A 19,234-nucleotide genomic window follows, 5' to 3' on the forward strand; every position below is an offset into this window, starting at 1 on the left:
TGCGGTATGGCGATGCTGACCGTGCGTGCTCGCTAACGTTAGATATTGAAAACGTTATGTCATAAAAATATGGGATTGCGTAAGCGAATGTTTAGAAAGTGCCTCACAGACTATTTTCCTAGAGATGGACTCCCATGGGGGCATGCGCCTATCAACGAGGCGCCGGCCAAGACTTTCCTGAAAGAAACTGTTGAAGTAGTCGATGCAGTTAATCACTGTGCAAGAACGTTTACGAAGAAGAAAAACGGTGAGTTTACAAAGGACAGCGCTGATTCCTATCAGAATGTCGCGATATCTGCGTTCGGCCTGATGATGAGTCACTTCGAGCGGTTTCAGAGATATCAGTTTGCAGAGCTTCTTAATACGATGGATTTTATGGATTGTGTCGACGATGCACAACTTGCGAAAGAATTGCAGAAACAGGGCTGTGAGCTATCTTTGCAGCGACTTTTATCTGGTCGTGGTGATCCAAGAGAACCAGGTCAGATCGTTGCGGATGCAATGCCGGGATGGCACAACCCTGAGCGAGTCAATAGATACTTTTCCGTAATATTCCCCAAAGTCGCATTCTATTCGAAAGAGACCGTCCGCGAATTAGATTTGATGTGGCAACTGCGCCATTCGATAGTTCACACTGCAGGTGTTATTACACGAGAGGATGCAGCGAAGATACCCCAGCTACATGGGTATGCTGACCGTAGAATAAGCCTCGGAACCGATTTCGTTCCTGCAGTCGCTCGACGCTTTCATATTATGCTGAAGCATTCTGTTGGGAGACTAAGGGAGGAAGCCAAGTTTTCCATGGAGGCAGCTGGCGTGGAAGAAGAGATAGAGGCATTCCTAGACTCGGTCGTTGGGATTGACTCCCCGCGCCGCTCTTGGTTGTCTTAGGATGCGCAACGGCCATGCCGGTTTAGGTGGCAATTGTGACTCCAACAAAAACTCCACCCGACGCCGCAGATGCGGCGCAGCTGAGCTTCATCGTTATACCTAATTTCGATGAAGGAGTATTTATGGCCGCCTGGGGAATATTAGTCTATTTTAATGGGTGGCTCTCGACCCAAATCGGACTTACCGGCAAAGGCAGCATGCACGTTCAAGGGGAATGTTGGGTATGCTACATAAGACAATTTTTATGTACTGACTGGAGGGTTTCATGGTTCCTGAAGGCATTCTTAAAGAGATAATTGAGCGAGCTAAAGAGTCTTGGCCTGACGACGTAGTAATGCAGAAATATTGTATCTCAGAAGAGAAGGAAGCGTATGAGGCTCTAGAGAAGCTTGATTTTGGGAATTACGGTAAGCTGAAGCAGGATTTTATCCTGAGTGCGAAAGAGACGTTTGAATCTTGGGAGGAGATACTTTCTTCAGTTCGATCAGAGCTCTCTTCTTATTCCGACCTTCAAAATCTATCAGTCGATGGTGTTGATTCATCAACACTGGATGCGTGGAAAAGAGAGGCGGCCCAAGAGTGCGAAGGGTATTACGAAGGACAGCTTGATTTTGTACAGGGAAAGATTTCGAAGCACTTTTCAATATTTGAAACTAGGAAAGCTGTAGATCCGATAAAAAAACTGCTAGTAGAGATGGAGGAAATAATTGGATCTGAATGTTATAATGGAAATATCCAAAACTATAGCAGTTGGGGTGAGTTAGAGAGCGAAGGCAGAGATTTTCGTTATCCGGTGAAGTTCTATACGGGTAATGATGAGAAGAAGATGCGGAAAGTGCCAGTCGATATGTCAAGTGAAGAGCTTATCACTGGGTACTATGCCTTCGGGGCTAATGAGCTTAATATTTATAGGGCTCTCTACAAGGTTGTTCAGCACCTACGCAAAAATTACGGTCTTGATGTATAAAATGTATAACCATGCCATGCAGCCGCCGCTGGACCTCGCGCAGCTGATGGTTGGCGTTATATATCAGAAAAATCTCAATGGCCGCTTTTGGCCGTTAGTTGACCTGCAGGCGGGTAATCCCAAAGTTTCGAAACTCTCCACTTATCTTATTATCGTACCTGCATATCGGGTTATTTACTGTGTCGCCAGCGCTGGGAGTGGCAAAGGTGCAGAAGAGTCGTGGGTAACCCTGCGCTGAGTCCTATGGCTATTTGAAGCGGGCGCCCTTGAGGCGCCCGCATTCGTTTTACCTCACCGCTAGAAGCGATCCACGCGAAAGGGCGTCATATCCACCGCGGGCTCTTCGCCATCCATCATCTGGGCGAGCAGCTCGCCTGTGGCGGGGCCCAGGGTAAAGCCCTGGTGGCCGTGGCCGAAGGCGAGCCATAGCCCAGCCTTGTCGGGGGCGGGGCCGATCACCGGCTTCATGTCGGGCAGGCAGGGGCGGGCGCCTTTCCAGGGCTGGCCGTCGCGGCGCTTGCCCAGCGGGAACAGCTTGCGTGCGACCTTCTCGGCGGCGGCCAGCTGCTTGTACTGGGGCGGCGAGTCGAGGTCGGCTAGCTCGGCGCCGGTGGTCAGGCGAATCCCGGCGCGCATCGGTTCGAGCAGGAATCCCTTCTCGGCGTCCATCACCCAGTGGTTGAGCTTGGCGCCCTCTTCGGCGGAGTAGTGCATATGGTAGCCGCGCTTCACGAACAGCGGCACTTTCATGCCCAGCCGTTCCAGCATATCGCCAGCCCAGGGGCCCAGGGCCACCACCACCTCATCGGCCTCCATTGGCCCCTCGCTGGTCTTGACCTGCCAGCCGCCTTCTACCTGAAGTACGTCCTCGACGCTTGCCTGCATCACCCGGCCGCCCTGTTCGGCAAAGCTGCGGGCGTAGGCCTGCACCAGGCCGCCCGGGTCCGAGACCATCCACGGCTGCGTCCAGTGGATCGCGCCGATCAGCCCCTTGTCCAGGTGCGGCTCCTTGGCGTGGAGCGCCGCGGCGTCCAGCACCTCATACTCTACCCCGAAGCGCTCGTGGTTCTCTCTGGCCTTTTCCTGGCACGCCTCGAACGCCTTGCGGGTGCGGTAAAGCTCCAGCCAGCCGCCCTGGCGCACCAGCGCCTCGGCGCCGGCGGCCTCGATCATCGGCGCGTGGGCATCCTGGCAGCGCATGATCAATGACGCCCACTCGGTAACGATGCGCTCGTAGCGCTTACCGCTCGAGTTCAGCCAGTAGTTCAGCAGCGGGCCCGCGGCGTTCATCATGCCGGTGGGGCGGTAGCGGATATCCACCTTGCGGTTGGGCACCACTCGCAGCAGGGTGGCGATATCGCGGGGGAAGGCGTAGGGGCGTACCGCCTCGCGCTGGATGATGCCGGCATTGCCGAAGGAGGTCTCGAGCCCCGGCTCGCGGCGGTCCACCAGGGTGACGTCATGACCGCGACGCACCAGATGCCAGGCCACGGATACGCCGACCATGCCGGCACCAAGAACGATGATATTGCGGGCCATGAAGGTCTCCCTGCCGATGGATACACGAGGTTGCGCCGCGGGGCAGCGCCTGTCATGTGCGGATCTTATCAGTACTTGTCATAAAATCGGCCATGCGCCGATAATTAAGATGAAGTGGCTATATTTGGCTATAAGAGCAGAGTATTCTTCGTCTGAGGTGGCGTAGAATGGCGCTTGTTGTTGTGGGCGGCGCTGGGGCCCGCTCTTGCCCTTGCCCATTCAGTGTAGGTGCTGCCCTGACGGCCGCCGCGGCCTATTCAACCGCCCCCGGCCGTCCACCGCTCTGGCAGCTTGTGGCAGTTGCTCAACAGCCGTTGCTGCAGTCGCTCCAGTAATGTTTGCTCGGTGGCTTGGTGCGCCTCGGGGCTCAGGGTGGCGAGGGTGGCGTCGATGGCTGCCGGCATGCGTTCGGCGAGTTCGAGGCCTAGCTTGATGAAGTAGCGTGGCTGGAATCGCATCGAGCGCGCGAGGGCCTCCAGGTGCGAGCGTTCGATACTGCCGGGGCGATCCTCACCATTGAGGCGAAACGCGAAGCGGCGTGCTAGGCCGCTATAGAGCGTGGTGCTCATCAAATCATAGAACGGTGCCAGTCGGGGGCCTTCGTCGGTATAGAGTATGGCGAGGTTCTTGGCATGGCTGTCGTTGTTACCGATCAGCAGGTTGAAGAAGCACCAGCCGATCAGGCGCTGCAAGTCCTTGGCCGGCGTTCCCATCTGCTGCATGAGTTCACGACAGCGCGCCAGGCCGGGGCCGCCGTCGCTTTCGTATTTGATCAGCGAGGGCGTACCGGCGAGCTGGCAGAAATCGAGTTGGTGCAGGCGACGCAGCCTGCCCTGTTCGTCGGCGACCCGGTCGTAGCGGCGCACGAGGCAAGCGCGGGTCTCGGGCTGGTAGCGGGTCTCGGCAACCTCGAGCCCGAGCTCGGCGGCCAGCCGCATGCAGAAGGTCTCGTTGATGGCGGAGGCCCATACGTCTCTTAGGCCTTGGATGTCTGGCTTGAGAATGTGGTTGGACGGCGCCGACCCTTCCGGGATGGCGGGGCTTCCGTCTGCCTGCACCATCAGCAGCAGCTTGTCCTGGGCGCCGGCCAGCGAGATACGTGCCTCTTCGCCCTGCTGCGAGAGCAGAGGCCCGCGTTCCCTGTGCCGCAGGTGCTTCGCGAGCGCTTGCCAGCTGACGGGCTGATAGTGCGGCGGAGCGGGTGTTTCTCCTGGCGGCAGCAGGGTGAAGCCGCTGGCGGTGTCGCCGCCGATGGCGTTAAGCAGACCGAATACGCTAGTGGTGTGGTGGCGAAGCTCGAGGTGACGGCGTAGGTCGCCTTCCGGCAGCAGGTTCTCGAAGTAGGCCAGCACCGCATCGCCTGCGTGCACCTGCTGCGAGAGGGGCAGAGAGGGTGAGAGACTCACCGCTTCAGGGTGCTCCAGCCAAGCGGGGGCATACTCGAAGCGAAGCGGTTGGGTGTCATGCAGCCGGCCGACATGCCTGTCGCCGTGGTAAAGCGCCAGGGTATCGTCACTGGCCATGGCGGTGGCCACCCTTGCGCCGTACCACCACCTCTAGCCCCATCAGGTCGAGTACATCCAGCACCTTCTGCAATTGCAGTGTCGGCTTGCCCCGCTCCAAGTCGACGATGAAGCGGTTGCCGGTGCCGGCGAGGCCGGCCAGGTCGATCTGCAATAACCCCTGCTCGGCGCGCAACTGGCGTACCAGCTTGCCGAGCTCTTCGCTGTGACGAATGGTGGCGGCCTGAGGGAGCGGGACGTCGTTAGTCGGCATGGGAACCTGCATGTGATTACCGTTCGGTAATTCTAGGCGCAATTACGGCGTCTTGCCACAGGATAGTTACCGAACGGTAATTTTTGTAGTCTTTAAGACTCGATTTGCAGAATAGGTTACCGAGCGGTAATTCTGCTCGGTAACGCTAGGGCTCGTGTGGCGATGCTGATGGTGTTGTCGATCAGGTCGGCGTACTTGACGGTCTGCGCCTGTTGGGACACCTAAGCCAGCCTGTCGCTGATATGGTGAGCCGTGGGGAGGTCGACTATCGTGAGTGTAGAGGAAGAGAGGCCGTCATCCAGGTCGCAGACCATGATCGCGGGGTTGCCTTGGAGGAGGGCGGCCGCCGGGTGATCAGGGGGCAGAGGCCACACCATGGAGCGTATCCGACACATCCACTCCATCACCAAGCGCCTGATCGTGATGACGACCATCGCGGTCGCCGTGCTGGGCGCCATCTTCGCGCTGACCTTTTTCTTCAATCAGCGGTTTCTGGTGACCTGGGCGGTGCCGTTGTGCGGCATCATCGGGGGCTTCGTCAGCATTCAGCAGCGGTTGAACAATGTTACCGATGAAGAGCTCGCGCTGCTGAATGCCTCGCTGTTTCAGATCCTGCTGGTACCGATCTTCGGCGGTGTCTTTGCCCTGGTGCTCTACCTGGTGTTCCTGTCCGGCATTGTTTCCGGCGATCTATTCCCCGAGTTCTCTTTCCCGGCACATGACGCGAGGACGTCGGGTGACGACTTCATGCTCAGCATCTTTCGGGAAACCTACCCAAGCTCCGGGCCGGACCTGGCCAAGCTGCTGTTCTGGTCATTCGTGGCGGGCTTCTCGGAGCGTTTCGTGCCGCAGCTGATCAACAATGTCACGTCGTCGGCCTCATCGGCACCCGAGAGAAACGACCGGGACGACGCTGCGGATCGCTGAGTGCAACACAGGCTAACCGCGCGCACGGCAATGTGGCTATGCCGCCGGAAACGGCATGGCTGCCCTTGGATGGCGACCCCATGTGCTAGCTTGAAGCGTATCGAAGCCAAGGATGGGGTTCCGTCTATGACCGAGCCGGTGAGTTATCAGGACGCTGAGGCGTGCGTGGATCAGGTCATCGTGCGGGTGGGCAAGCACATTGTGCTGGGGCTGCCACTGGGGCTGGGCAAACCCCTGCGCTTTGTGAACGCCCTCTATGCCCGCGCCCAGCGTGACCCGACGCTCAAACTGCATATCGTCACTGCCCTGTCGCTGCTGGCACCGGCGGGCGGCTCCTCGCTGGAGCGCCGCTTCCTGGGGCCATTCGTCGAGCGGCTGTACGGCGATATCCCCGAGCTGGCCTATGCCCGGGATGCCCAGGCCAACCGCCTGCCAAACAACGTCACGGTGTCCGAGTTCTTCTTCCAGGCCGGTAACCTGAAGAACAACACCGACCAGCAGCGCCACTATATCTGCACCAACTACACCCACGCGCTGCGCGACCTCATGGCCCAGCGCATCAATGTGATCGGTCAACTGGTAGCGCCCGATGAGCGCGGCGAGACGCTGAGCCTGAGCTGCAATCCGGACCTGACCCTGGATCTGTTACCCCAGCTGCGCGCGCAGTCCTATGCCACCGTTTGCGTCGCGGAAACCAATCGCCACCTGCCGTACTTGGGCAATGACGCGGCGGCGGCGCGTAGCGACTTCGACCTGCTATTGGAAAGCCCGGATAGCGACTACCTGCTGTTCAGCGCGCCCCAGACGCCCATCTCGCCGGAAGATCACCTGATCGGCTTCTACGCCAGTTGCTTGCTCAAGGATGCCGGCACGCTGCAAATCGGCATCGGTTCCCTGGGGGCGGCGCTGGTGCACAGTACCCTGCTGCGCCATCAGGACAACGCCCGCTGGCAAGCGCTTTACCAGGACCTGCAGGTCGCCGAGCGGTTTCCGCTGGCCGAGCAGTGGGGCGACACCCAGCCCTTCAGCCGGGGCCTGTATGGCTGCAGCGAGATGATGGTGGATGGCTTTATCTATCTGATGGAAGCCGGCGTGCTCAAGCGCCGGGTCTTTGCCGACGCCGACCTCCAGGAGGCGATCAATCGGGGCGAGATCGACCCCGAGAGCAGCGACCACCCCGACGCGGCCGAGGGCGTGGTGATGCACGGCGGCTTCTATGTGGGGCCGCGGCGCTTCTACGACAAGCTGCGCGAGCTGCCCGACGCCGAGCGCGCGCGCATCAACATGACCAGCGTCAACTACATCAATGATCTCTACGATCACCGCTTCGGGGATCAGCGGCTCAAGGTGGCCCAGCGTCAACACGCGCGGTTTATCAATTCGGCCATGCTGTGCACCCTCGACGGGGCGGTGGTCTCGGATGGCTTGGAGGATGGCCGGGTGATCAGCGGCGTGGGCGGGCAGTACAATTTTGTCGCCATGGCCCACGAGCTGAGCGGGGCGCGCTCGGTCATTACCCTGCGCAGCACCCGCGAGAGCGGCGGCGAAACCCAGTCCAATATTCTGTTCAGCTACGGCCACTGCACCATTCCCCGCCACCTGCGCGATATCGTGGTGACCGAATACGGTATCGCCGATCTGCGCGGTCGGTCCGACGAGCAGGTGTGCCTGGCGTTGATCGCCATTGCCGATGCGCGTTTCCAGTCCGAGCTGCTGGCCCAGGCCAAGGCCGCCGGCAAGGTGGCCGCCGACGTCGAGATTCCCGCCCGCTGGCGGGACAACACCCCGGAGCAACTGGCGCAGGATTTTCAGCAGATGGGGGGCGAGCAGGCCTTCCCCCGGTTCCCGTTTGGCACCGACTTCACCGACGACGAGCTGACCCTGGGCAAGGCCCTCAAGCAGCTCAAGGCGCGCACCGCCACCCGGCGCGGCAAGCTGAAGGCGCTGCTGGGCGCACTGAGCGTAGGCCAAGCCTCTGATGCCGAACGCTCGTTGCTGGCCCGGCTCGAGCTGGATCGGCCCAGCGGCTGGAACGAGCATCTGGAGCGGCGGCTGGTGCTGCAGGCGCTGCGCTCGGGCTAGCTTGCCTGGTCCAAGCACATAAAAACCGCCACTCTCGGATCACTCCGGGTGGCGGTTTTTGCGTTTCTGGCCCTCTGCTAGCGCTTGCCGCTGGAGGGCTGGCCCGTTCAGCCGCGCAGCTTGCGCACGTTCGATTGGGTCTTGGTGGTGTAGGGCTTCAGCGCCGCGGCGGTGATCTTCGCCGGGTCGGCGCCGCTGGCCATGGCGACTGCCGCACGCTCGCTCGCGGTGGCGTAGATCGTGCTTTTCTCCATCATCATGCCCATGGCATCGGGGACGCTCATGGTGCCGCTGGCTATCAGCATGGTGCGACGGGTGATCACCTCAGCGGAAGCAAGCATCATCTGGTTGTAGGAAGAGGCGATCTTCATCCATGCGAACATGATGTTCATCGGGTTATTCGACATTGTGTCTGGTACTCCTGGCTATTTGGGGCTTGGCCCCGGTGCTGGTTCATGGAAATCCGTGCTGTGGATAGCGTGGTACCCACGCCTGAGCCTCGCCATGAAACCATCGGGACGCAGAGTACCACCACGCTACCCTGGCCTGGGGCCTGCGTCAGTGCGCTGACCCACCCTCCTGTTCTGCTATCGGCTTGCCGGGGGCGGGAGCTTCTTCAAGCGCTCCTCGGCGCGTTTCACCGTTTTCATCTTCTCGGGCCGCTTCATGGATTGCCACTGGCGTATCTCCTCAAGCGTGCGGCCGCAGCCGGTGCACAGGCCTCCCGAAAGTTGGCACACCGAGACACACGGGCTTTCGATCTTGTTGGCCATTCAGTGCCTCGCTGGCTTGGTGCGTAGCCGTGCCTGCCAGTTGCCGCCGTGCTCCCGCTGGCACGCCTCTTCGCTGTCGAGGTCGAGGTGCTTGGCGGCGTCGTCGACATCCACGCCGGCCTCAGCCAGAGCCTCGGCGGTCAGGTCATCGATGCAGCGTCGCGCCTCGCCCTTGAGTGCATTCGCCAGGTGGGAGTGGGTATCGAACACCCAGGTGACCACCAGGCTCTCGGGAAAGCGCCGGTAATCGACCTCGTGGGTCAGCCAGCAGAAGCCGGGCAGCAGCGGCTTGGCCTGCTCGCAGGCGTGGGTCAGCGCAGCGCTCAATCGGCGCTCCATCTTGCTGCGTTCGCGCTTGGCGATCATTGCGTCTCCTGTGCGGTTAGCCTGATACGGGACATAGCCCCGCGAAGCCGTTGTGGGTACCAAGGGGGAGCATGATGGGCCGAGAATCGTCGGTAATCAATAATGTTATAACATACCGAGTTGGGCGTAGGGCTAATGGCACGGGATCGCGTTGCTGGCCGTATCAGCCGTTACTGGTGCCGCTGCGCTTGGCAAGCCAGGTCTCCAGGTCGCGGGGCGGCAGCGGCTTGGCGAGCAGATAGCCCTGGCGTCTGGCTCAGAGCTGTACCAGCATCTTGCCGGTGTTGGCGCCCTCGAACAGCGCCAGGAAGGCGTCCGGGGTGCGCTCGAGGCCCTCCTCGATAGTCTCGGCGTAGTCGATCTCGCCATTGGCGACCTGCGGGCCAACCTCCTCGAGGAAGCGCGGATAGTCGTGCCAGTGGTCGAAGATGATGAACCCCTGCATGCGCAGGCGCTTGATCAGCACCATGGCCAGGTTGCTGGGTCCGGGAGCCGGCCCTTCGGCGTTGTAGCGGGCGATCATGCCGCACACGGCGATGCGACCGCCGGTGCGCAGGGTGTTGAGCGCCGCCTCCAGGCACACGCCGCCGACGTTCTCGTAGTAGACATCGAAGCCCTCGGGGCAGGCTTGCTGGAGCGCCTCGGTCAGTTGCTGGGCGTTGCGGCCGCGATAGCTCACCGCCTCGATGCCGTGGGACGCAAGCCACTCGAGCTTCTCGGGCGCCCCGGCGATGCCCACCACGCTGCCGCCGCGGGCCTTGGCCAGCTGCACGGCCAGCGAGCCCACCGCGCCGCTGGCGGCGCTGACCAGCACATTGTCGCCTTGCTGCATCGCGGCGATCTGGTTGAGGCCGGTCCAGGCGGTCATGCCCGGCATGCCGAGCACGCCGAGGTAGGCCTGCTCGGGGACCTCGATGCCCGGCAGCGGCTCGACCTGGTCGCCCGGCAGTTGGGCGATATCGCGCCAGCCGGCCATGTGGCGTACCTTGTCGCCGACGGCCAGGCGCGGATGTCGAGACTCGATGACCTCGCCTACTGCGGCGCCTTCCAGCGGCTCGCCGAGGGTGAAGGGGTCGATGTAGGTCTTCACGCCGCTCATGCGCCCGCGCATATAAGGGTCTACCGACAGCCAGCTGTTGCGGATGCGCACCTCGCCCTCGGCGAGATCCGCCAGCTCGGTTTCGTGCAGTTCGAACAGCTCGCGATCCGGCGTGCCCTGGGGGTAGTCGTTGATGGTGAAGTAGCGTGACTGCATCGTGGTCTTCCTTGATTCAAGAATGAACCTGCCAGTCTAGGGCAGGGGGCGCGACGCGGGCCAATCCTCGGGTCATCGGGTCTGCTTTGGCTTTCCACGCATGGCTAGGCTTTAATGCAGCTGTGGTGCCCAACCGACTCCGCCACGAGGGTGAGCGATGGCTAACGACAACAAGGTAGACCCCAAACTTCCTCAGCTGTTGCACGACGAGCTTCCCAAGGAGCATGAAGACGCGCTGATTCGTAAGCTTCACCTTGTTATTCGCTATGCCATCAAGGTACTGGCCGTGTTGATGGTATTGGTGATCATCTGGGGCGTCCTGGATGTGATCTATGTGCTTTACAGCAAGTTTATCTCTCCACCTGTCCTTCTGTTTGAAGTCAGCGATATCTTCGTGATATTCGGTGCCTTTATGGTGGTGTTGATCGCCGTGGAAATATTCATCAATATTCGGCTCTACTTGGGTACCAATGTGTTACCCATTCGGCTGGTTATTGCCACGGCGCTCATGGCGATCGCCCGTAAGGTGATCATCCTGGATATATCGACCATAACCGCCCAAGAGATGCTGGCGATTGCTGCCATCGTGCTGGCCCTGGGCGTCACCCATTGGCTGGTGGGAAAACAGGAGTAGCACCTCGACATATCGCTGCGAGTACCCGCTGGCATGGTGCAGGTGAGCTTGGTCGATGGGTGGAGATACGCGTCGCAGCGATTCAGACACAGGGAAACGACATGGCTTCTACTCGCCGTGAGCTGGTGGCATTGATCGAGCAGGGGGCAGTACCCCCCGGGCAGCTGGAGCGGGTGGTTGCGCTCTCCGGGCTACATCCGTCGGGGCAGGCCTGGGGCCTGTTCGTGGACCGGCTGCTGCTGTGGCTGGGCACGCTGGCGCTGGTGTTCGCGGTGATGTTCCTGGTCGCCTACAACTGGAGCGAGATGCCCCGCTTTCTGCGCTTCGGGCTGGTGCAAGCGGCGCTGGTGGCGGCGATTGCCGTCTACTGCTGGGCCGAGGGGCGCGGTGTCGTGAAAAACACGGGCTCCCGGGCGGCGCTGACCGCGGCTACGCTGCTGCTGGGCGTGCTGCTGGCGCTGTTCGGCCAGGTCTACCAGACCGGCGCCGACCCCTGGCAGCTGTTCTTCATCTGGGCGCTATTGATGCTGCCCTGGACGCTGGTGGCGCGCTTCGATGCGCTGTGGATCCTGTGGCTCGGCCTGCTCAACCTCTGCGTGGCGCTCTATTTCCGTACCTGGAGCGGCGCCTTCGGCCCCTTCTTCATCAGTGACGCTGCCGCCCTGTGGGGGCTGTTCGTGCTCAATACCTCGGCGCTGGTGGTGTGGGAGCTGGGTGCACGGCGCTGGCGCTGGCTGTCGGCCGGGTGGGCCACCTGCCTGCTGGCGCTGGGCAGCGGCATCCCTGTGACGCTGCTGGTACTCGCCTTCCTCTTCGATGAGCGCGTGGGCTTCTCGGCCGTTGCACTGGTCTATCCCGCCTGGCTGGCGGCGCTCTACGCGGTGTATCGCTACTGGCGAGCCGACCTCTTCATGCTGGCGGGCGGCTGCCTGTCGGTGATCGTGGTGCTGACCGCCTTGATCGGGCGCTATTTCATGCGCCATGGGGACCCGGGTGGCCTGCTGGTGCTGGCGATGGCGGTGCTGGGCATGGGGGCCCTGGCGGTGATCTGGCTCAAGCGGCTGCATCGGGAGATGTCGGCATGACCGAATCGCTCAGAGAGAGGCTCGACCGGGCGGGCATTACGCTGGCCGAAGGCGAGGCTGCGCCAGCCATCGAGCCGCTCTGGTTCGTACGCGCGCTGCAGGCGTTCTCGGGGTGGCTGGCGGCGCTGTTCCTGCTCGGCTTCATTGGCATGGGGATGGTGTTCATACTCGAGAGCAGTATCGCCGCCGCCGCGCTGGGGCTGGTATTGATCGCCGGCGCCTATGCGCTGCTGCGTGGCAACGGCGGCGATTTCGTCGAGCACCTGGGGCTGGCGGGAAGCCTCTGCGGGCAGCTGCTGGTGGCCTGGGCGCTGGCCCATGCCCTGGTCAATCAGACCGCCGGCCTGTGGTGGGCGCTGCTGCTGCTCCAGGGGATACTCGCCCTGGTCATGCCGAGCCTTACCCATCGCGCCCTGTCGGCGTTGGCCGCGAGCCTGGCGCTCTATATGGCCTTGAGCGAGAGCCTCTCGGCGGCGCCCATCGCCGGCGGCCTGGTGCTGCTGGTAGCCGTGGCGCTGTGGCTCAACGAGTTTCGCTGGCCGGCTCGAATGCGCCAGTGCCAGGCGCTGGGCCATGGCCTGCTGCTGGGCCTGCTGGCTATTCAGGTGATGGAGTATTCCGGCCGGTCGCTGCTCATGGAGCTTCATCGGGATGGCTGGGTGCTGACCTGGCTGGCGCCCTGGGTGGGCGATGTGCTGGCCACGCTGGCGCTGTTGCTGCTGCTCCGCCATATCTTCCAGCGCGAGGCGCACGCCATGGCACCGCGCGTGCGGGTGGCGGCCTATGGTGCCGCCATCGTCGTCATGCTGCTCTCGCTGCAGGCCCATGGCCTGAGCCAGGCGGTAGTGGTGATCACGCTGGGGTTTGCCATCGCTCACCGGCTGATCATCGCGCTTGGCGTGCTGTTGCTGCTGCTGGCAACGGCCAACTACTACTACTGGCTGGAGGTCACGCTGCTGACCAAGTCGGCGACGCTGCTGTCGCTGGGCGTGCTGCTGCTGGCGCTGCGCTGGGGGCTGCAGCGCTGGTGGCGACGGGGCAACGGGGAGGTGGCGCGATGATCTCCTCCATCAAGGCGCGCCGGGGCCTGGTGGTGGTTGCCACCTTGGTGGTCCTGGTGCTGGTCAACTGGGCGATCTGGGCCAAGGAGCGCCATCTGGCTGACGGTGAGGTGGTGTATCTCGAGTTGGCGCCGGTGGATCCGCGCTCATTGATGCAGGGCGACTACATGGCGCTGAACTTCGAACTCGCCAACCGCATCAGCGAGGCGCGCGGTGCCCAGCGCTCGGCAGGTGGCGAGCCGCTGGCCGCCGCTGGCCATGTGGTCGTGCAACTGGATGCGCAGCGCGTCGCCGACTTCCAGCGCCTCGATGCCGGCGAACAGGCGCTGGACGACGATGAGATGCGCCTGCGCTATCGGGTGCGTAACGGCCGCGTGCGCTTTACCACCGACGCCTTCTTCTTCCAGGAGGGCCACGCCGAACGCTTTGAGCCCGCCCGCTACGGCCAGTTTCGCGTCAACCAGCGCGGCGAGCCGCTGCTGGTCTCGCTACACGACGCTGAGCTCGAGCGGCTCGGAGAGATGGCGCGCTGAGGGAGAGGAAGAGTGGGATCTCTGCTCGGCGAGCGCGCCGGTCGTGCTGATTTCGGCAGGTGTCGTAATCAAGACAATCACTTATGCCTCGGCGCTTACCATGGCGACAAATTTCAATAACAGGTGGAATTCGTCATGGTTTATACCGTTGCCATCGTGCTCAGTCTCGTCGGCTACTTCATCATCGGTAACCTCGCTGGTCGCCGGGTCAAGAATCTCGACGACTATCTGGTCGCGGGTCGCAATGCCCCCACGCTGATGATCCTCGGCACGCTTGTGGCGAGCTACCTGAGCACCAGTGCCTTTCTCGGCGAGACCGGTTTCGCCTACCAGGGCTACCCGTTTGTGATGCTGATCTTCGCCGCTATCAGCACCGCCGGTTGCCTACTCGGCGCGCTGGTGTTCGGCCGCTACCTGCGCCGCAGCGAGGCAATGACGGTGCCCGAGTTTTTCGGCAAGCGCTTCGCCTCCAGGCGGGTCCAGATGATCGCCGGTCTGACCACTGTCTTCGGGCTGGGTGCCTATCTGCTGGGGGTGATGCAGGGCGCCGGCATCATGTTCGAGGAACTCACCGGGCTCCCCTACTGGACCGGGCTGGTGCTGGTGTGGTTCACCTACACGAGCTTTATTCTCTATTCCGGCTCCCAGGGCGTGGTGCTCACCGACACTATCATGTTCGTGATCTTCTCCATCGCCGCGGTGGGGGGCTCGCTCTATATCATCAGCGACCTCGGCGGCTGGTCAGGAGTGATCGAAGGGCTACTGGCGCAGAGTGACAAGCCCGACATTGCGCTTTGGCACGGGGTAATCGAGGGCGAGGGGGCGGCTTTCTCCTCTCCGGGAGAGGCGCTCATCTGGGGGCTGACGCTGGGGCTGGTGTGGGCGACGGTGCTGGCAGCTAGCCCGTGGCAGTCGAGCCGCTACCTGATGGCGCGCAACGAGCATGTGGTAATGCGCTCGGCGATGCTCACCGCGGTGGTGCTGGCGATCTTCTATGCGCTGATGATGATGACCGGTGCGGCGATCAATCTGTATGACCCGACGCTCGACGGCGAGCGCGCCATGGTGTGGGCAGCGCTCAACGTGCTGCCAGCCTGGCTCGGGGTGGTCATCCTCACCGGGGTGTTCGCCGCCGGTCTCTCCTCTTGCTCGACCTTCTTGTCGATCATCGGCTTCAGCCTGGCCCACGACATACTGCCCGCCTCGCGCGGCGAGCGCAGTGCCATGCGGGCGAGCCGTATCGGCGTGCTGGCGGCTGGGCTGGTGGCGCTTTTGCTGGCGCTCTTCCAGCCGCCGGCGGTGATGGCGGTGGTATGGTTTGCCGCGACACTGTTCGCCTCTTCCTGGGGGCCGGTGGCGCTAATGAGCATCTGGAGTCGCCGGATTACTGCCGCCGGCGCGAGCTGGGGGCTGGGCGTTGGCTTCGTTGGCAACCTGATACTGTCGCTGATGGTGCAGGCTGAGTGGCTGGCATTGCCGGTGTACCTACACCCGGTGGTATTGAGCACCCTGGCGGCTCTGGCGGCGATCGTGATGGCATCCAGGCTGAGTCGCGTCAGCCAGGCGGAGCGCGACTACCTTGCCTTTCTGCACCGCAGCCCGGTGGAAAACGAGCGTAGCTGGGCGACGGTGACCCGTCGGGTGGCAGTCATTACCATGCTGGCCGGCGTGGGAACGGGTCTCTTCCTGTGGTGGCAGTATGCCGATTCGCTGGCGACACTGGCCGCGCGCTTCGGCGTCGCCGAAGGGGCGGTCACCGGCGCCTATTTGCTGGCAGTGGGCTGCGGCACCATGCTGGTCATTGCCGGGGCGGTGGGCTTCTGGCTGGTGAGCGCGCGGCGTACGCAGGCCGGCAGCGCCCAAGCTGTGAAGTAACCCCGCGCAGCCTACTTGACGCGACTCGTTCATCCAACACGTCAGGTGAACGAGTCGCCGAGCTGCTCGGGCTGAGTCGGCGTAACTGAGTCTTGCCACTCAACCCAGCGCATCTTGCCAGTGTAATGACATAACACCGCGGGGCCGGACTATGCTGACGGTGAGCACATACAGGCAAGGAGGTTCACTATGTCTCAGCAAGAGTGTGCATGCCCCAAGTGCAAGTGTGCAGTCGATAGCAGCTCAATTGAGAAGGATGGCAAGCTGTACTGCTCCCAGTCCTGTGCCAGCGGTCATGCCGACGGTTCGAGCGACTGCGGGCATGGCTGCAAGTGCGGGTAAATCCAGGGTTGTTGTGGGTGTTACATCTGGCCTTGCTGCGGCGAGCATGAGAGGCTAACAGCGCATCAGGCCCCGCCGAATGAACTGCACCCCGAAAGTTGGACACCCAATCCAACCTTCGGGGTGTTTCCATGCGCCATCGATACGACGTGAGGTTCAAGCTGCTGGCGGCACGGCAGCGTGTGCACGAAGGCACCCGGATCTCTTGCTGATCGCCGAGCGGCGGGTATCACACCCTTGAATCGGTCCTTATCGCAACATGAGCAGAGAAAGCGTCCATCGCATCCTAATTGCTGTCGAGTTACTGGTGCTGGCGCTGCCTGCGAGCCTGTTCTGTCTCTTCTTCAGCCTGGTCCTGCTAATGACGCTGGGGTTTCCCTGGCGCTTGGAAGAGCTGGCGATCCTGCACTTCCTGCTGCTGGGCTACCTGGGGATCTTCGGCCTGTGGCGGCTGGCGATTACCTACCTCTGGCACTGCGATGAGGGACTGATTGGGGCGCTGTGGTGGTGGCGGGCCGCCTGTTTGGGCGCTGGACTGCTGAGCGTCTCGCTGCTGCTGGTGGGCCTGATCGAGGCAGGCTTGGCGGCGCCGGAGGGTGTGATCATCGTGGCGACGGGCAGCTTTGCCAGCCCGCTGCTGGTGCCGTTTCTGCATCTGGCCTACCTGCGGCGAGCGGCGCTGAACAGGCAGTGAGGCACGGCCGAACTGACCGCTTTCCGACGCCACAACGCATCAGGGCCCGCCGAGGCGGGCCCTGATATCGAACCCGGGGGTTCGAATACTCGTTAACCGTTAGGTTATGCGAGTTGCTTGATATTCGAGGCCTGAAGACCTTTCTGGCCCTGGGTCACGTCAAAAGAGACGGAGCTGCCTTCTTCCAGGGATTTGAAGCCTTCTGCCTGAATGGCGGAGAAGTGGGCAAAGACATCATCGCCACCGTCGCTCGGTGCGATAAAGCCAAAACCTTTTGCGTCGTTAAACCACTTAACTGTGCCAGTTGCCATAATGTCGATCCTTTCGCGCTTAGCGCCTTGCAATATTACTGGTTTTACCCAGATGAACAGCGGGTAGAACGAGATAAAATTACAGACTGCCGAAGAAAATCGTACATTACTGAATTGCTTACCGTTAACTAACCTGCTGCACCCACGGTGTCACGGTTATTGGCTCGGGTCAAAGTCTTTTTGATTATTGGCGTTTAACAGCCCGCCTACGGCTGGACGAAGCGGTCCTCGGTGAGCTGTACTGCTATCAGCCTTGGGGGCGGCGAACCCCGGGCAACGCTGTCTGACGGAAGAGACAGCGGTCGGCTTCAATAAGGATGAATGTCATGACAGGAAACGGCGCACGGCGGCTGTTGGCAGTATGGGGCGCATTGGCATTGGCCCTGCTTCTTGCTGGTCCCGGGGTGGCCCAGATGCCGAAGGAGACGGACGACAATGATGCGGCGAGTGAGAGCGAAGAACGGCAGTGGTTTCTTCTCGATGCTATCAATGCCGGGCTCGATGACGTTCCTGAAGAGCTGCGGCGGGAAACGCCCCGCGAGACAGTCCGCAGCTTTCTGGAGCTTACCGAGGAGGAGGAGTACGCCGCTGCGGCGCACCTGCTCAACCTGAGTGAGCTGGACCAGGCGGAGCAGCGAGAGAGGGGGGCGGAGCTTGCCAGGCAGCTGGCCGAGGTGCTTCAGCGTGGTGAGCAGTTGAATGCCTCTGACCTTTCCGGCCGCCCGGATGCCGCGATCGAGGATCCGTCGGGGCAGCACCCGCAGGTAGGGCAGCCGCGTCGAAACCTCGAGCTGGCATCGCTCGATGCGAAGGGCGATACCTACGATATTCGTCTGGCCCGCTACCGAGTGGAGAACGAGGATCCGGTTTGGCTAATCACTCCCGATAGCGTCGCGTCAATTCCGGTGCTCTACGACGCGTTCGGACCATCGCTGCTGGAGGCGTTCATCCCGGAGCGCTTCAAGGCGACGCTCGGCATGCTGCGGATCTGGGAGTGGATCGCGATCCCGCTATTCCTGCTAGTGATCGGCCTGGTGGGGTGGGGGGTCTACGCTCTGGTTGGCCAGTTGGCGCACTGGTCGCCGAGTGGCGCGCCGAGTATCTTCGCCGGCAGGATCCGCGTCCCCATGGCGCTGCTGGTCATGGCCTTCGTGGCCCAGGCCGTGCTCGACTATGTCGTCTCCTTCACGGCCGTTGCCACCACCTTCATTCGGGTCTTGTTGATCATCCTTATCGCCTGGGGTGTGGGTACGATCGCGCTGCGCCTGGTGGACACCCTTCTGCTCAAAGTGACTAGGCGGATCGTCGGGGAAATCGACGACACCAAGCCCCGCGACGAGCGCAAGCTGCTGACCACGCTCTATGCGCTGCGCCGGGTCATCATCCTGATCACGGTCGTGGCGGTTGCCGTCTATGTGCTGAGCCAGGTCCAGCTCTTCGAGACACTGGGCATGTCGCTATTGGCGTCGGCGAGTGTCGTGACCGTGCTGGTGGGGATCGCGGGCCAGGCGGTGCTGGGTAATATCCTCTCCTCGTTCCAGGTGTCGCTGGCCAAGCCAATACGCATCGGCGATCTGGTGATGTTCGAGGGGCAGTGGTGCTACGTCGAGGGCATTTTCTATACCTTCATACGGCTCAGGGTCTGGGACGAGCGGCGCTTGATCGTGCCGGTGACGTACTTTGTCTCCAGGCCCTTCGAGAATCTATCGATAAAGGGCGCCAAGATGTGCCGCACGCTGGAGTTGGTGCTCCATTTGAGCGCAGACATCCAGGCTATCAGGGATCAGTTTCTGGCGTTCGCCAAGGAGGAGGACAACGTCATCGAACACCACAAACTTTGCTGCTATGTCACCGACCAGAGTGAAAGGACCCAGACAGTCTCCTGCTATCTCATGGCCTCGGATCCCTTCGCCGGCTGGACAGCGGAAATGAATGTCCGCGAAAAGCTGATGGCCTTCATTCGTGACAACCACCCCGAGTGGTGGCCGCGGGAAATAGTCGTGCTCAGTCAGCATGATATCGCCAAGGGCGGGCATGCAGACGCGCGTGAGCCACATTAGCTGCTAGCCACAACGCAGCAGGGCCCGCCGAAGCGGGCCCTGCTGTCGAACCCGGAGGTTCGA

The 19,234-nt window shown here is 61.8% G+C and carries 19 protein-coding genes; 11 read left to right on the forward strand and 8 right to left on the reverse strand.

The window, feature by feature from the left end:
* Positions 1-1,156 precede the first annotated feature (1,156 nt).
* The gene (locus tag BWR19_02850; protein ID APX91970.1) at positions 1,157-1,858 is read left to right on the forward strand and encodes a hypothetical protein; all 702 of its coding nucleotides are present in this window, start codon (positions 1,157-1,159) and stop codon (positions 1,856-1,858) included.
* Positions 1,859-2,155: 297 nt separating this feature from the next.
* On the opposite strand, the gene BWR19_02855 is transcribed toward BWR19_02850, so the two are convergent.
* From BWR19_02855 to BWR19_02865, 3 genes are all read right to left on the reverse strand, one after another.
* Positions 2,156-3,397 carry an amino acid dehydrogenase gene (locus tag BWR19_02855; GenBank protein ID APX91971.1) on the reverse strand — a complete coding sequence of 414 codons (1,242 nt, stop codon included), beginning with the start codon at positions 3,395-3,397 and terminating at the stop codon, positions 2,156-2,158.
* A 257-nt stretch (positions 3,398-3,654) separates the two neighbouring features.
* A complete protein-coding gene (locus BWR19_02860; protein ID APX91972.1) occupies positions 3,655-4,920 on the reverse strand; it encodes a phosphatidylinositol kinase in 1,266 nt (421 codons plus the stop codon).
* Positions 4,910-5,173 (reverse strand): transcriptional regulator, encoded by a 264-nt coding sequence (locus tag BWR19_02865; protein ID APX91973.1) that lies wholly within the window; start codon positions 5,171-5,173, stop codon positions 4,910-4,912. Before BWR19_02865 ends, BWR19_02860 begins: the two co-directional genes overlap by 11 nt.
* A gap of 375 nt (positions 5,174-5,548) precedes the next feature.
* On the opposite strand from BWR19_02865, the gene BWR19_02870 reads away from it, so the two are divergent.
* Together BWR19_02870 and BWR19_02875 are read left to right on the forward strand one after the other, a co-directional pair.
* Positions 5,549-6,100, forward strand: coding sequence for a hypothetical protein (locus BWR19_02870; GenBank protein ID APX91974.1), 552 nt, complete (start codon positions 5,549-5,551; stop codon positions 6,098-6,100).
* A 126-nt stretch (positions 6,101-6,226) separates the two neighbouring features.
* Positions 6,227-8,182, forward strand: a complete 1,956-nt coding sequence (locus tag BWR19_02875) for an acetyl-CoA hydrolase (GenBank protein ID APX91975.1) — start codon at positions 6,227-6,229, stop codon at positions 8,180-8,182.
* 107 nt (positions 8,183-8,289) lie between these two features.
* Here the strand turns inward: BWR19_02875 and BWR19_02880 are convergent, their stop codons facing one another.
* The 4 genes from BWR19_02880 to BWR19_02895 form a co-directional block, all read right to left on the reverse strand.
* Positions 8,290-8,574 (reverse strand): hypothetical protein, encoded by a 285-nt coding sequence (locus BWR19_02880; protein APX91976.1) that lies wholly within the window; start codon positions 8,572-8,574, stop codon positions 8,290-8,292.
* 195 nt (positions 8,575-8,769) lie between these two features.
* Positions 8,770-8,955, reverse strand: a complete 186-nt coding sequence (locus BWR19_02885) for a DUF1289 domain-containing protein (protein ID APX91977.1) — start codon at positions 8,953-8,955, stop codon at positions 8,770-8,772.
* Positions 8,956-9,321 carry a hypothetical protein gene (locus tag BWR19_02890; GenBank protein APX91978.1) on the reverse strand — a complete coding sequence of 122 codons (366 nt, stop codon included), beginning with the start codon at positions 9,319-9,321 and terminating at the stop codon, positions 8,956-8,958.
* Positions 9,322-9,577: 256 nt separating this feature from the next.
* A complete protein-coding gene (locus BWR19_02895; protein ID APX91979.1) occupies positions 9,578-10,576 on the reverse strand; it encodes an NADP-dependent oxidoreductase in 999 nt (332 codons plus the stop codon).
* Positions 10,577-10,733: 157 nt separating this feature from the next.
* On the opposite strand from BWR19_02895, the gene BWR19_02900 reads away from it, so the two are divergent.
* From BWR19_02900 to BWR19_02930, 7 genes are all read left to right on the forward strand, one after another.
* Complete coding sequence (locus tag BWR19_02900) at positions 10,734-11,210, forward strand: hypothetical protein (protein APX91980.1); 477 nt, start codon at positions 10,734-10,736, stop codon at positions 11,208-11,210.
* A 101-nt stretch (positions 11,211-11,311) separates the two neighbouring features.
* Complete coding sequence (locus tag BWR19_02905) at positions 11,312-12,295, forward strand: hypothetical protein (GenBank protein ID APX91981.1); 984 nt, start codon at positions 11,312-11,314, stop codon at positions 12,293-12,295.
* A complete protein-coding gene (locus tag BWR19_02910; GenBank protein APX91982.1) occupies positions 12,292-13,356 on the forward strand; it encodes a hypothetical protein in 1,065 nt (354 codons plus the stop codon). Before BWR19_02905 ends, BWR19_02910 begins: the two co-directional genes overlap by 4 nt.
* A complete protein-coding gene (locus tag BWR19_02915) occupies positions 13,353-13,889 on the forward strand; it encodes a hypothetical protein (GenBank protein ID APX91983.1) in 537 nt (178 codons plus the stop codon). The genes BWR19_02910 and BWR19_02915 overlap by 4 nt, the downstream gene beginning before the upstream one ends.
* A 135-nt stretch (positions 13,890-14,024) precedes the next feature.
* Positions 14,025-15,764, forward strand: coding sequence for a sodium:solute symporter (locus BWR19_02920; protein APX91984.1), 1,740 nt, complete (start codon positions 14,025-14,027; stop codon positions 15,762-15,764).
* Between the two features lie 189 nt (positions 15,765-15,953).
* The gene (locus BWR19_02925) at positions 15,954-16,106 is read left to right on the forward strand and encodes a metallothionein (GenBank protein APX91985.1); all 153 of its coding nucleotides are present in this window, start codon (positions 15,954-15,956) and stop codon (positions 16,104-16,106) included.
* 307 nt (positions 16,107-16,413) lie between these two features.
* Complete coding sequence (locus BWR19_02930; protein APX91986.1) at positions 16,414-16,800, forward strand: hypothetical protein; 387 nt, start codon at positions 16,414-16,416, stop codon at positions 16,798-16,800.
* A gap of 104 nt (positions 16,801-16,904) precedes the next feature.
* Here BWR19_02930 and BWR19_02935 read toward each other — a convergent pair whose 3' ends face one another.
* Positions 16,905-17,111, reverse strand: coding sequence for a cold-shock protein (locus BWR19_02935; protein APX91987.1), 207 nt, complete (start codon positions 17,109-17,111; stop codon positions 16,905-16,907).
* 326 nt (positions 17,112-17,437) lie between these two features.
* Here BWR19_02935 and BWR19_02940 point away from each other — a divergent pair, with 326 nt between their 5' ends.
* Positions 17,438-19,171 (forward strand): mechanosensitive ion channel protein MscS, encoded by a 1,734-nt coding sequence (locus tag BWR19_02940; protein APX91988.1) that lies wholly within the window; start codon positions 17,438-17,440, stop codon positions 19,169-19,171.
* Positions 19,172-19,234 lie beyond the last annotated feature (63 nt).

This window comes from Halomonas sp. 1513 (genome assembly GCA_001971685.1).
Lineage (GTDB): Bacteria > Pseudomonadota > Gammaproteobacteria > Pseudomonadales > Halomonadaceae > Franzmannia.

Coding starts and splice junctions, on each gene's coding strand:
- BWR19_02850 (APX91970.1), top strand. CDS start 1,157: ATGGTTCCTGAAGGCATTCTTAAAGAGATAATTGAGCGAGCTAAAGAG.
- BWR19_02855 (APX91971.1), bottom strand. CDS start 3,397: ATGGCCCGCAATATCATCGTTCTTGGTGCCGGCATGGTCGGCGTATCC.
- BWR19_02860 (APX91972.1), bottom strand. CDS start 4,920: ATGGCCAGTGACGATACCCTGGCGCTTTACCACGGCGACAGGCATGTC.
- BWR19_02865 (APX91973.1), bottom strand. CDS start 5,173: ATGCCGACTAACGACGTCCCGCTCCCTCAGGCCGCCACCATTCGTCAC.
- BWR19_02870 (APX91974.1), top strand. CDS start 5,549: ATGGAGCGTATCCGACACATCCACTCCATCACCAAGCGCCTGATCGTG.
- BWR19_02875 (APX91975.1), top strand. CDS start 6,227: ATGACCGAGCCGGTGAGTTATCAGGACGCTGAGGCGTGCGTGGATCAG.
- BWR19_02880 (APX91976.1), bottom strand. CDS start 8,574: ATGAACATCATGTTCGCATGGATGAAGATCGCCTCTTCCTACAACCAG.
- BWR19_02885 (APX91977.1), bottom strand. CDS start 8,955: ATGGCCAACAAGATCGAAAGCCCGTGTGTCTCGGTGTGCCAACTTTCG.
- BWR19_02890 (APX91978.1), bottom strand. CDS start 9,321: ATGATCGCCAAGCGCGAACGCAGCAAGATGGAGCGCCGATTGAGCGCT.
- BWR19_02895 (APX91979.1), bottom strand. CDS start 10,576: ATGCAGTCACGCTACTTCACCATCAACGACTACCCCCAGGGCACGCCG.
- BWR19_02900 (APX91980.1), top strand. CDS start 10,734: ATGGCTAACGACAACAAGGTAGACCCCAAACTTCCTCAGCTGTTGCAC.
- BWR19_02905 (APX91981.1), top strand. CDS start 11,312: ATGGCTTCTACTCGCCGTGAGCTGGTGGCATTGATCGAGCAGGGGGCA.
- BWR19_02910 (APX91982.1), top strand. CDS start 12,292: ATGACCGAATCGCTCAGAGAGAGGCTCGACCGGGCGGGCATTACGCTG.
- BWR19_02915 (APX91983.1), top strand. CDS start 13,353: ATGATCTCCTCCATCAAGGCGCGCCGGGGCCTGGTGGTGGTTGCCACC.
- BWR19_02920 (APX91984.1), top strand. CDS start 14,025: ATGGTTTATACCGTTGCCATCGTGCTCAGTCTCGTCGGCTACTTCATC.
- BWR19_02925 (APX91985.1), top strand. CDS start 15,954: ATGTCTCAGCAAGAGTGTGCATGCCCCAAGTGCAAGTGTGCAGTCGAT.
- BWR19_02935 (APX91987.1), bottom strand. CDS start 17,111: ATGGCAACTGGCACAGTTAAGTGGTTTAACGACGCAAAAGGTTTTGGC.
- BWR19_02940 (APX91988.1), top strand. CDS start 17,438: ATGACAGGAAACGGCGCACGGCGGCTGTTGGCAGTATGGGGCGCATTG.